Source organism: Streptosporangium minutum, from assembly GCF_002149035.1.
GTDB lineage: Bacteria > Actinomycetota > Actinomycetes > Streptosporangiales > Streptosporangiaceae > Streptosporangium > Streptosporangium minutum.
Window position 1 is genome coordinate 1 of record NZ_NGFP01000285.1, and the last position, 11,552, is coordinate 11,552.

Genomic DNA, 11,552 nt, shown 5'->3' on the forward strand with positions numbered 1-11,552 from the left:
GACCCGCATCCCGTACGGCCGGCGGACCCGCCCGGCGCGCTCTGGCCCCCGCCTCCGCGCCCGGCCCTCGCGGACGGCCCCGTCCCCTCGGCCCGGTGGGGCCGGTCGATCGCCGCTCCCATCCTCGCGGGGGTGGCGATCTCGCTGGTCATCGCCGGCATCGCCTTCTTCATGCCCGCCGGGGAGGACCCCGCCGACGATACGCCTGCGGCCCAGCCGGCCGCCGCGGCGGGGGACACCGCCCAGCCCGTGCCGGACCCGGCGACGGGGCCCACGGCCGCGCTCTCCCCGTCCCCGGGTCCGACCGCGCCGCCGTCCTCCGCGGCACCCACCGCCGAGCCCGCGACGGCGCGGGCCCTGCCGTTCCGGGACGACTTCAGCGGCGCGGATCGCGGCTGGACCACGGCGGCCTCGGGCGAGGGAAGGCACCGGGCGTCCCGGGGCGCCTACCGGATCACCGCCAAGGCCGACGCCTACCTCCCGGTCATCGCTCCCCTGACCGCTCCGGTGAAGAACACGACCATCACCGCGAAGGTCCGGATGCTGCGCGGCAAGGGCGACTTCGGCGTCTTCTGCCGGGGTCTGGACGAGGGAGCCAGGCGCTACGAGTTCTCGATCACCAGCAGCGGTGACGCCTCCATCGTCAAGAGCGGGGAAGCGCCCGCCTCGGTGAAACACGTGCCGGTCCCTGGTCTGCGCCCCGCCCGGCTCATCGTCCTGCAGGCGGCCTGCCGCAGCGGTGAGGCGGGGACCAGCCTGAGCCTGAGCGTCAACGGCAGGAAGGTCGTCTCCCGGCTCGACAGGAAACGGCCGTTCACCTCCGGCTCCATCGGCATGTTCGCCCACGCCCGGCACGGCGGCTCGGGCGTGGAGGTCAGCTTCAACTCCTTCGAGGCCCGCCCCTGAACGGCGGGCCTCCCGGATCCTCTGATCACCTGGACGTCACCTGGGACATGATCAGAGGTTTGACCGGCGATCATGCACATTCAGCACTGTTCACTACCGGTGCGCACTGCCGGAGGAAACAAGCTCACGGCCCCCGCCGTCAATATGGAAACGCTCCGGCGGAACGGGGGCGCCCACCAGGAGGACAGCCCGGCCGTCCACAGACGCCCGGCCGTTCACGGATGCCCGAGGCGCCGCGGCGCGGAGAACCCGGGGCGCCGCGTCACAGACGCCCGGGGCGTCCGTCGCGGGGCGTCCGTCGCGGAGAGCTCAGAGCGCCACGTCGTAGGAGGCGATGACGGCTCCCTTGGGGACCTCGCCCGCCGGGGTCACCACGACGCGCCTGCCCGGGTCCTCGTAGCCGTGCTCGGTCAGCCACAGCAGGGCCGCGGGGTTCAGGTCGCTGTAGTCGATCGGGCTGTCGGGCGAGAAGAGGTCCTTTCCGGCGGAGTCCTGCCCGATGTCCCCTTCGACGATCCACAGGGTGTAGGTGGTGTAGTCGGTCATGGCGGCCCCCGCGCTGTAGTCGTTCCCCGTGGGGTCCATACCCCGGGCACCACGACAGCCCTCCTCGCCGACGCCCCTTACATGCCGCCGCGGGCCTGGTGGCGGCGGGTCTCGCGGCCGGCGGCCCGGAAGGGGGCGGCGCTCCCCCCTGGCCCGGCCCGGCACCCTGGTCTCCGCCCGCGCCGGGACGCCGGCGAGCTGCGGCAGCGCCTGCGGCGAGTCACGCCTGCCACCGCCGTACGCCGGGGCCGGGCGGGGCCGGGATCAGTCGTAGAAGCCCAGGCGGCGTAGCTGCTTGGGATCGCGCTGCCAGTCCTTGGCGACGCTGATCCGCAGGTCGAGGTAGACGCGGGTGCCGAGCAGCGCTTCGATCTGCTGGCGGGCCCGGCTGCCGACATCCTTGAGCCGGCTGCCCTTGTGCCCGATCACGATGGCCTTCTGGGACGGACGCTCGACGAACATGTGCGCGTAGATGTCGAGCAGATCGTCACGGCCCTCCCGGGGCAGCATCTCGTCGACGACGACCGCGATCGAGTGCGGCAGCTCGTCCCGGACGCCCTCCAGCGCCGCCTCGCGGATCAGCTCTCCCACCAGCACCTGCTCGGGCTCGTCGGTGAGCTGGCCGCCCTCGTACAGCGGCGGGCTCGCGGGGAGCCGGTCGATCAGCACGCCGGCCAGCACGTCGAGCTGCTCCCCCGACTTCGCCGAGACCGGGACGATCTCGGCGAACTCCGCGAGCTGGGAGAGCGCGAGCAGCTGCGCGGCGATCTGCTCCCGGGTCGCCAGGTCGCACTTGGTCACGACGGCGACGACCGGCGTCTTCTTGACCGCGGCCAGCTTCTCGGCGATGAACCGGTCGCCCTTGCCGATGGGCTCGTTGGCGGGCACGCAGAACCCGATCACGTCGACCTCGGTGAGCGTGGACAGCACCAGGCTGTCCAGCCGCTCGCCCAGCAGGGTGCGGGGCCGGTGCAGCCCCGGCGTGTCCACGATGATGAGCTGGGCGTCCGGGCGGTGCACGATGCCGCGGATGACCCGGCGAGTGGTCTGGGGTTTGGAGGAGGTGATCGCCACCTTCGTGCCGACCAACGCGTTCATCAGCGTGGATTTACCGACGTTGGGCCGGCCGACGAAGCAGGCGAAACCGGCGTGGAAATCAGCAGCTGAGGAACTCACGTCAACCATTGTCGCCGATGTCGGCCTCAGCTCTGACGCACGGTGCCGTCGGGAGTGGCCACGAGCAGCGTCTTGCCGCCCATTTCACGGACCGCCCGCGCGTCCGCGTCGGCCGGGCCGTCACCCGCGGTGACCAGCGCGGCCGCCTCCAGGGACTCGGCGCCGCTGGAGACCGCCATCGCCACGGCGACCTGCAGCGCCGAGAGCGTCAGCGACGGCAGGGCCACGTTGGTCGCCGAGTAGGTCCGGCCGGTCTCGTCGCGCACGGCGGCCCCCTCGGCGGCGCCGTTGCGGGCCCGCGCGGAGCGGGCCAGAACGATGATCTTGTTGTCCTCGGGGTCGAGGGTCGCGTCACTCACAGCGCCAGGGTAGTCAGCGCGCGGCGTCCGAGCCCAACCGACCTGCCCGGCATACCGGACGGCACTCCCATGGTGAAGTCTGCCTCACCTTTTTCCGGGATATCTCGCCCATGTCGCCGGGTGGTCGCGGTCCCTACGGTGGTCCCATGCCCACGACCGAACCGACCACCCCCTGGGACCGGATCCGCGCCCACTGGTCAGCGCCGGCCTGGCTCCGGACCTCGCACGTGGTGACGGGCCTTCCGATCTCCCTGCTGGCCCTGGTGGTGATCGTGGGCCTGACCGCGCTGTCGGTCCTGCTGGTCGGGACGGTGGTGGTCCCGTTGGTCGCGCTGCTGCTGCTCTTCCGGTCCGTGCCGCTGCTCACACGGTTGCAGCGGGCCCGATTCCTCGCCTTCCTGAACGTGGACATCCCCCCGTCGCCGCGGTGTCCCCGGGAGCGGAACCCGCTGAAGCGGCTGCTCCAGGAGGCGCGGACGAGGAGCACCTGGCGTCAGCTCGCCTACCACCTGCTGTCACCGGTGATCAACGTGATCGGGTTCATCATGGTGATCGGGGTCTGGGCGGGGAGCCTGATCGCGGTGGAATTCGCCGTCCAGGGCTGGATCCTGGAGGAGTACACGATCATCGCGGTCTCCGCCCTCCTCGCGGCGGTCCTGCTCGTCGCCGGTCCGTGGGTCGCACGCGGCGTCACCGCGCTGGACGTGATCGCCGCCGAGGCCCTGCTCGGCCCCAGCCTCAGTGACCGGCTGGTCCAGCGGGTGGAGACCCTGCAGGAGAGCCGCGCCGAGGTGGTCGACGCCGCCGACGCCGAGCGCCGGCGCCTCGAACGGGATCTGCACGACGGCGCCCAGCAGCGGCTGGTCTCGCTCGCGATGAATCTGGGGATGGCCCGGGCCGCGCTCACCGACGTGCCCGACCCCGCGCGGCAGGCCATCGTGCGGGCCCACGAAGAGGCCAAACAGGCCCTGAAGGAGCTGCGCGACCTCGTGCGCGGGCTCCACCCGGCCGTGCTCAACGACCAGGGCCTGGACGCCGCGCTGTCCGGCATCGCCGCACGGGCCCCGTTCCCCGTACGGCTCCGCGTCGACGTGCCGGAGCGCGCGTCGCCGACGATCGAGGCGATCGCGTTCTTCGTGGTGTCGGAGGCGCTGACCAACGTCTCCAAGCATGCCCGGGCATCCGGTGCCGAGGTCACCGTCCGGCGCGCCGACGGCAGGCTCCACCTGGTCATCGCCGATGACGGCCGGGGTGGCGCCCGTCTCGGCGGGGGGACGGGACTGCGCGGCCTGGCCCAGCGGGCCGGCTCGGTGGACGGGACACTGGACGTCGACAGCCCGCCGGGCGGTCCGACGACGATCAGAGTGGAGCTGCCATGCGAGTAGTGCTCGCCGAGGACTCCGTCCTGCTCAGGGAGGGGCTCGTCTGGATGCTCGGCTCGGCGGGCATGGAGGTCGTGGCGGCGGTGTCCGACGCCGAGGAGTTGCTGCGCGCCGTGGACGAACACGGTCCCGACCTCGTCGTCACCGACGTGCGGATGCCGCCCTCGCACACCGACGAGGGCCTGCGCGCGGCGCTCGTGCTCCGCCACCAGCGGCCGGGCCTCGCGATCCTCGTGCTCTCGCAGTACGTCGAGGAGCGCTACGCCACCCAGCTGCTGTCCACCGAGACCAGCGGCATCGGATACCTGCTGAAGGACCGGGTGGCCGACGTCGCCGAGTTCCTGGACGCCCTGCGCCGGGTCGCCTCCGGCGGCACGGCCCTGGACCCGGAGGTGGTCGCCCAGCTCCTGCTCCGCAGGCACAGCGACCCATTGGACCTGCTGACCCGCAGGGAGTACGAGGTGCTGGCGCTGATCGCGGAGGGCCGGTCCAACGCCGGGATCGCCGAGGCCCTGGTGGTCAGCGAGGGCGCCGTCGGCAAGCACATCAACAACATCTTCACCAAGCTCGGCCTGTCCGGCGCGGACAAGGACCACCGCCGGGTGCTCGCCGTACTGCGATTCCTGAAAGTCTGAAGAGAGATGCCGATGCGAAGCAGTGTCCGGATCGCCTGGATCGCAGTGGGCGGAGCGCTGACCGCGCTGACCGTGTCGGGCATAGCGCTGGCCGGATGGTCCGAGGTGAGCCGGACACAGGCGACCGGCGACCGCTACGACACCTCCCTCCTCCGTCCCGCGACGCTGTCGGAGGCCTCCGTCCGCGAGTACACGTTCACCTCGCCGGAGCTGGTGCTGCGCACCAGCGGGCGGGTCAACATCTCGATCGTTCCCGGCAAGGCCGGACAGATCTCCATGAAGCGGGAGATCATCTGGTCCGAGGGCGCCCCCGGCCTCTCCGGGGGCAAGCCCAGCATGTCCGAGACGTGGAACGGAAGGACGCTGCAGCTCACCGTCGGCTGCCCGGAGAAGGTGCGGCCCCACGAGTCCCCCTGCCGCGCCGAGTACACCCTGACCCTGCCCTCCGCCACCGATGTCGAGGCCTCGACCCACTTCGGGAGCGTGTCCGCCCACGGCGTTCGGGGCGATCTACGGCTGTCCACCGCCTCGGGCGAGGTGACCGTGGCCGACGCGGAGGGGGCGCTGCGGGCGCGGGCCGGGTCGGGAAAGGTGACCGGGACCGGCCTGCGGTCCGCCGTGGCCGACGTCGAGGTCGGCAGGGGCGACGTCGTGCTGGGCTTCCAGCGCGCCCCCGAGGACGTGAGGGCGGTCGCCGGGGAGGGCGGCGACGTCGAGGTCACCGTGCCGGACGGCGACGGCTACAGGGTGGACGCCCGCGCCGGAAGGAGCGTCGTCGAGGTCCGCCGGGACCAGGCGGCCTCGCGGCGGATCACCGCCCTCGCCCCCGAGGGCGAGCTGTGGATCCTCCCCTACCGGCCGTAGCCTGCGGCGATGAGGCCGGCGACGGTACGGCCGACCGCGGTGAGGCCCGCGGCGGTACGGCCGACGGCGGTGAGGCCCGCGGCGGTAGGACCGGCAGCGGTAAGGCCGGCGACGGTGATGCCAGTGATGCCGGTGACCCGTCAGACGGCTGCCCGGTCGACGAGGAACTGGGCGAGCTGCTGGGTCCGCCTGACGTCGACGTCGGCGATACCCGTGTGCACCAACGAGATCAGGGTGCCGCCGATACGGGCGAAGACCACGTGCATCTCGTAGGGATAGCCGTTCAGCCGGCCGCGTAGCCGCTTGGCCTGCACGTCGTCGCCGACGGCGTCCAGCTTCAGGCTGGACACCCTCAGGGAGGTGCGCCTGCCCGCCAGGCGGCTTCTGGCGACCGGGCAGCCCTCCAGGGCCTGGGTCAGCTCGGCGAACTGCTGCTCGGCGTCGGCGCCGGTGTAGGAGGCCAGGCCGATCCCGGCCAGCTCTCCCAGCTCGTCACCCGGGTAGGTCGCGTCCACCCGGGCCCCCGGCGCCGGGTCCGGCGAGCTGCCTCCCGCCATGTCGAGGACGAGCCGGCAGTCACGGTCGGCCGGGCGGAAAGGGGGCTTCCACCCCTCGCCCCGCCAGGCGGAGAAACCGTCAGGTAACTCCTGTGCCTTCGGTAACACCTCACGTAGCCGCTCCAGCTCCGAGCCGGCGTCCTTCACCGTGTGGTCCGTACCGGCGCCGCACGCCGCCAAGGCCCCGGCCAGGACCGCGCAGACCCCGGCCGCCACGGCAGTTCGAATCCCCCGCGTCATGACTGTTCCCCCGATGTCACGTGCGAGGAATCATGTCCCCGCCGATCCGCTTTCTTCCCATTCGGCAAAAGCGGCAATCATCGAGAAACGCCTAAGGGTGCCCTCAACCGCATTATGCGGCTGAGAACACCCTTAAGCGAGCGACGCAGAATCAGCTGGAAGCCGTATCCGCGCTCTTCCCCCCATGGAGCCGTCCCCGGCGCCGCGAACCCCTCCCGGCGCGGGGAACCTCTCCACCGGCTCCCGCGCGACCGGGTGCCGTGAGATGAGAATGGCGGACGCGGCTTGCAGATTACTTGCGGACCACTTGGGTGGATATCGCCTGCTTCAGATTCTTCTTTCAGTCATTCTCCGCGGAGGCCCCCACCGAGTCGGGCTCGGGCTGGACGGTCCGCCTGACGAGGACCGTGCCGATCCGGTTGCGGCGCCCGGCGAGGCTCTCCGCCGTCAGGCTGAGCCCCTCCACCACGGCCTCGGAACCGGCGATCGGCACCCGGCCCAGCGCGTGGGCCAGCAGGCCGCCGACGGTCTCGACGTCCTCCACCTCGAGCTCGATGTCGAACAGATCCGCCAGGTCGCCCACCGGGAGCCTGGCGGTCACCCGGACCGACCCGTCCTCCAGCGGCTCCACCCGGGGAACCTCCTGGTCGTACTCGTCGGTGATCTCTCCCACGATCTCTTCGAGGACGTCCTCGATGGTGACCAGACCGGCCGTCCCGCCGTACTCGTCGATGACGATGGCCTGGTGGATCTGGCGGGCCTGCATCTCGCGCAGGAGCTGGTCGATGGGCTTGCTCTCCGGCACGTAGGTGGCCGGACGCATGATCGTCTCGATCTGCTCGGCGCGGCCGTCGTCACCGGTCTCCTGCACCCGGCGCACGACGTCCTTGAGGTAGGCGATGCCGATGACGTCGTCCTCGTTCTCGCCGACCACGGGGATGCGGGAGAACCCGCTGCGCAGAGCGAGCGACAGGGCCTGGTTCAACGTCTTGCCGCGCTCGATGAACACCATGTCGGTGCGGGGCACCATCACCTCGCGGACCAGGGTGTCGCCGAGCTCGAAGACCGAGTGGATCATCTCCCGCTCGTCCGGCTCGATGACCCTGCGCTCCTCCGCCAGGTCGACCAGGTCGCGCAGCTCGGCTTCGGAGGTGAACGGCCCCTCCCTGAAGCCCTTGCCGGGCGTCACGGCGTTGCCCAGCAGGATGAGCAGTTTGGGGAGCGGCCCGAAGATCCGGGTCAGTCCGTACACGAGGGGGGCGCTGGCGAGTGCGATCGGCTCCGCGTGCTGGCGGCCCAGCGTGCGCGGGGAGACGCCGACGATCACGTAACTGATCACGATCATGACCGCGGCCGCGGCCGCGTAGGCCCAGCCCTGGTCGCCGAGCCAGTCGATGAAGAGTAGCGTGGCGATCACCGTGGCGATCAGCTCGCAGCTCAGCCGGAGCAGGAGCAGCAGGTTGAGGTAGCGCGGTGGATCGGCGACGATCGCCTGCAGGCGCCCGGCGCCCCGGCGTCCGTCGCGGACGAACTCCTCCGCGCGCACCCGTGAGATGCGGGTCAGAGCCGTCTCCGCGCTGGCTATCAGGCCGCCGACCACGACGAGGAGGACGGCTGAGAACAACCACCCGTTGGCGAGGTTCACCGCTGGGGGCGCACCTCCCGCCATGACTCCAGAAGCTCGCCCTGCAGGCCGAACATCTCCTTGTGCTCATCGGGCTCGGCGTGGTCGTAACCGAGCAGGTGGAGGATGCCGTGCGTGCACAGCAGCTCCATCTCCGCCTCGGTGCTGTGCCCGGCCTCGGCCGCCTGCTTGGCGGCCACCTGCGGGCAGAGCACCACGTCGCCGAGGAGCGCGGGGTCGGTGGGGGCGTCGCCCTCCTGCCGGGCTCCGGAGCCCGGACCGGGACGCAGCTCGTCCATCGGGAAGGAGAGCACGTCCGTCGGACCGGGCTCCCCCATCCACTGCTCGTGCAGCACCGCCATGGCCTCTTCGTCCACGATCAGGATGGACAGCTCGGCGAGCGGGTTGATGTCCATCCGCTCCAGCACGTGCCCGGCCAGCGAGACGATGAGTCCTTCGTCGACCTCGACGCCGGACTCGTTGTTGACCTCGATGCTCATCGGTCGTTCACCGCTCCTCGCGCGCCACGCGGCTCGCTCGTACTCATCTTGTCTCCCGAGGGCGTTTGACCACGCCCTTGATCGCCTGTGGTGCGCTCTGCCGCTGCGTCTCGTCATAGCGCCCGTAGGCGTCCACGATGTCGCTCACGAGCTTGTGCCGCACCACGTCGGCACTGGTCAGCCGGCTGAAGTGGATGTCGGGGATGCCTTCGAGGATCCCCTGCACCACCCTCAGGCCGCTCAGCGTGCCACCCGGCAGGTCGACCTGGGTGACGTCACCGGTGACGACGATCTTCGAATTGAAGCCCAGCCGCGTCAGGAACATCTTCATCTGCTCGGGCGAGGTGTTCTGCGCCTCGTCGAGGATGATGTAGGCGTCGTTGAGCGTACGGCCGCGCATGTAGGCGAGGGGAGCGACCTCGATCGTGCCCGCGGCCATCAGCCGGGGGATCGAGTCGGGGTCGAGCATGTCGTGCAGCGCGTCGTAGAGCGGGCGCAGGTAGGGGTCGATCTTCTCGTAGAGGGTGCCGGGCAGGAAGCCCAGCCGCTCGCCGGCCTCGACCGCGGGGCGGGTGAGGATGATCCGGTTGACCTTCTTCTCCTGGAGCGCCTTCACGGCCTTGGCCATCGCGAGATAGGTCTTGCCGGTGCCGGCGGGACCGATGCCGAAGACGATGGTGTGCCTGTCGATCGCGTCGACGTAGCGCTTCTGGTTGACGGTCTTCGGACGGATCGTCCGGCCCCGCGAGGAGATGATGTCGAGGGAGAGCACCTCGGCCGGCCGGTCGGAGGTCATCCGCAGCATCGCGATGCTGCGCTCCACGGCGTCCGTCGTGAGCTCCGCGCCTCCCTGGACAAGCTCGGACAGCTCCTCGAAGAGCCGCACCACGATGCTGCTCTCCTCCGGGCTGCCGGTGATGGTTATCTCGTTGCCCCGGACGTGGATGTCGGCGCGGAAGGCACCCTCGATGACCCGCAACAGCTCGTCGCGCGAGCCCAGCAGGCTGACCATCGAGTGATCGTCCGGAATCACCACCTTCGCCTGGGTCCGGCTGGGACCCTTCGATCGCGGTGGGGAGGTTCTGCTGGAATCGTTTGTCTCGGACATAGGCGGGCCTTTCGGCCTGTTCGCCTCCAGATATCGGCGTGGGACTTCTACGCCATCGTATCCGTGATCGACGCTGTCGCGCCTGTCGGTTTCATCCGGGCGGCCATGTCAGGCCGCGCCCTCCGAGCACATGTCCGTGCACGTGGAAGACGGTCTGGCCCGCCTCCGCGCCGGTGTTGAAGACCAGGCGGTATCCCGAGGCCGCGACACCCTCCTGCTCGGCGACCGCGTGCGCCGCCTTGATGACGTCGTCGGCGAGCCCGTGGTCGGCGGCGGCCAGCGCGGCCGCGTCCGGGTAGTGCTCCTTGGGGACCACCAGCACGTGGGTGGGGGCCTGGGGGTTGACGTCCCGGAAGGCCAGCGTGCGATCGGTCTCATGAACGATCTTCGCGGGGATCTCCCCGGCCACGATCTTGCAGAACAGGCAGTCGGCTTCGCTCACCATGCAGGCACCCTATCCCCCTCGGACGTTGTCAATCGGTGATGGTCCATCGTCAGCAAAGAAAGATCCACGCAGATAAGGTGGGTATGCAAAACTTCGACAACTACAGACCATTGCGATTCGCACGATATGGCCGCCTGGCGAGGACACGACTGGGTCATGCCCCCTAATGAACCGGAAGAGCGTAAACCCTCTGGGAAGGCCGAGCGTCCCACTGATGTGACCACCGAGACCCTCGTGGCCGACAGGTCGCTCGGGGCGGTGCCCGTCGGGTGGGATGCCGACATGGCCGTTACCGCGCTGTACAGCGCGCATTATCGGTCGCTTGTGCGTCTCGCTGTGTTGCTCGTCCGCGATATGGCAACCGCGGAGGAAGTCGTGCAGGACGCGTTCGTCGCCATCCATGGCGCCTGGCGTCGACTGCGCGACACCGACAAGGCACTCGCCTACTTGCGCCAATCGGTCGTCAACCGATCGCGTTCGGTGCTCCGGCACCGGGCGGTCGTGGAGAAGTACGCCCCCAAGGGCATGCCGGACGCTCCGAGCGCCGAGAACGGCGCGATCGGCGAGTTCGAGCGGTCCGCCGTCATCGAGGCCCTTCGCGGCCTGCCCGCGCGCCAGCGGGAGGCACTGGTCCTGCGCTACTACGGAGACCTGTCGGAAGCGCAGATCGCCCATGCGATGGGTATCAGCAAGGGCGCGGTCAAGAGCCACACGGCTCGCGGTATGGCCGCCCTACGAACCTCACTGGAGCAACTGTCATGACCGACTCCCCCGACGAGTACGGCGAGCTGCTCCGCCGTGTCCTCAGTGCGGAGGCGAACTCGGTCGTTCCCTCCCCCGACGGACTGGAGATCATCCGTGCCCGCGTAGAAAGACGAGGGCTCCGCGGGCTGATGTGGTGGCGCGCCGGAGCATCGGTCGCGGGAGCCGTCCTGGTGGCGGCCACCGTCGTCATGGTGGTCCCGCAGTTCCGTGAGCAGGTGACCCGGCAGGTGGGCGACGTCAACTTCACCCAGTCGACCTCACCCGACCTGTCCGCGACCTCGCGGGCCCCCTCGAACGGCGACGACCGGCTTCCGGCGGTGCCCAAGCCGGGACCCGGCACCACGGAGCCCGCGCCGATGCCCACCCACTTCAGGAGCACGGCGCCGACCCCCAGGCCGACGCCCAAGCCGACGCCCAAGGTCACGCCGACCCCGAAGGCCACCCC

General features: G+C 70.5%; 12 protein-coding genes and 2 pseudogenes. 6 read left to right on the plus strand and 8 right to left on the minus strand.

Translation table 11 applies throughout. The annotated features are described in order from the left end of the window. Nucleotides 1-906, plus strand: a pseudogene (locus CA984_RS46690) (hypothetical protein); the annotation flags it as partial. Between the two features lie 309 nt (nt 907-1,215). Here the strand turns inward: CA984_RS46690 and CA984_RS38010 are convergent. The 3 genes from CA984_RS38010 to CA984_RS38020 form a co-directional block, all read right to left on the minus strand. Next, nucleotides 1,216-1,491 carry a hypothetical protein gene (locus tag CA984_RS38010; RefSeq protein ID WP_086578230.1) on the minus strand — a complete coding sequence of 92 codons (276 nt, stop codon included), beginning with the start codon at nt 1,489-1,491 and terminating at the stop codon, nt 1,216-1,218. A 225-nt stretch (nt 1,492-1,716) separates the two neighbouring features. Further along, nucleotides 1,717-2,637, minus strand: coding sequence for a GTPase Era (gene era, locus CA984_RS38015; RefSeq protein WP_086578231.1), 921 nt, complete (start codon nt 2,635-2,637; stop codon nt 1,717-1,719). Between the two features lie 17 nt (nt 2,638-2,654). Next, nucleotides 2,655-2,987: a cytidine/deoxycytidylate deaminase family protein gene (locus tag CA984_RS38020; protein WP_086578232.1), complete on the minus strand. Its 333-nt coding sequence runs from the start codon at nt 2,985-2,987 to the stop codon at nt 2,655-2,657. A 146-nt stretch (nt 2,988-3,133) separates the two neighbouring features. Between CA984_RS38020 and CA984_RS38025 the strand changes: the two genes are divergently transcribed. The 3 genes from CA984_RS38025 to CA984_RS38035 are packed head-to-tail and all read left to right on the plus strand — an operon-like array spanning nt 3,134 to nt 5,868. Beyond that, nucleotides 3,134-4,372, plus strand: coding sequence for a sensor histidine kinase (locus tag CA984_RS38025; RefSeq protein WP_086578233.1), 1,239 nt, complete (start codon nt 3,134-3,136; stop codon nt 4,370-4,372). Continuing rightward, the gene (locus CA984_RS38030) at nt 4,363-5,004 is read left to right on the plus strand and encodes a response regulator transcription factor (protein WP_086578234.1); all 642 of its coding nucleotides are present in this window, start codon (nt 4,363-4,365) and stop codon (nt 5,002-5,004) included. Before CA984_RS38025 ends, CA984_RS38030 begins: the two co-directional genes overlap by 10 nt. Nucleotides 5,005-5,016: 12 nt before the next feature. Further along, nucleotides 5,017-5,868, plus strand: a complete 852-nt coding sequence (locus CA984_RS38035) for a DUF4097 family beta strand repeat-containing protein (RefSeq protein WP_133061898.1) — start codon at nt 5,017-5,019, stop codon at nt 5,866-5,868. 140 nt (nt 5,869-6,008) lie between these two features. Here the strand turns inward: CA984_RS38035 and CA984_RS38040 are convergent, their stop codons facing one another. The 5 genes from CA984_RS38040 to CA984_RS38060 form a co-directional block, all read right to left on the minus strand. Then, a complete protein-coding gene (locus tag CA984_RS38040; protein WP_133061899.1) occupies nt 6,009-6,665 on the minus strand; it encodes a hypothetical protein in 657 nt (218 codons plus the stop codon). Between the two features lie 340 nt (nt 6,666-7,005). Then, nucleotides 7,006-8,334 carry a hemolysin family protein gene (locus CA984_RS38045; RefSeq protein WP_086578237.1) on the minus strand — a complete coding sequence of 443 codons (1,329 nt, stop codon included), beginning with the start codon at nt 8,332-8,334 and terminating at the stop codon, nt 7,006-7,008. Continuing rightward, the gene (gene ybeY / locus CA984_RS38050) at nt 8,307-8,789 is read right to left on the minus strand and encodes an rRNA maturation RNase YbeY (protein ID WP_086578238.1); all 483 of its coding nucleotides are present in this window, start codon (nt 8,787-8,789) and stop codon (nt 8,307-8,309) included. The genes CA984_RS38045 and ybeY overlap by 28 nt, the downstream gene beginning before the upstream one ends. Nucleotides 8,790-8,832: 43 nt before the next feature. Continuing rightward, nucleotides 8,833-9,897: a PhoH family protein gene (locus CA984_RS38055; RefSeq protein ID WP_086578239.1), complete on the minus strand. Its 1,065-nt coding sequence runs from the start codon at nt 9,895-9,897 to the stop codon at nt 8,833-8,835. Nucleotides 9,898-9,988: 91 nt separating this feature from the next. Beyond that, nucleotides 9,989-10,339: a histidine triad nucleotide-binding protein gene (locus CA984_RS38060; protein WP_086578240.1), complete on the minus strand. Its 351-nt coding sequence runs from the start codon at nt 10,337-10,339 to the stop codon at nt 9,989-9,991. 285 nt (nt 10,340-10,624) lie between these two features. Here CA984_RS38060 and CA984_RS38065 point away from each other — a divergent pair, with 285 nt between their 5' ends. Both CA984_RS38065 and CA984_RS38070 read left to right on the plus strand, forming a co-directional pair. Then, nucleotides 10,625-11,104 (plus strand): SigE family RNA polymerase sigma factor, encoded by a 480-nt coding sequence (locus CA984_RS38065; protein WP_043655278.1) that lies wholly within the window; start codon nt 10,625-10,627, stop codon nt 11,102-11,104. Next, a pseudogene (locus tag CA984_RS38070) lies at nt 11,101-11,552 on the plus strand (hypothetical protein); the annotation flags it as partial. The gene CA984_RS38065 and the pseudogene CA984_RS38070, both read left to right, overlap by 4 nt.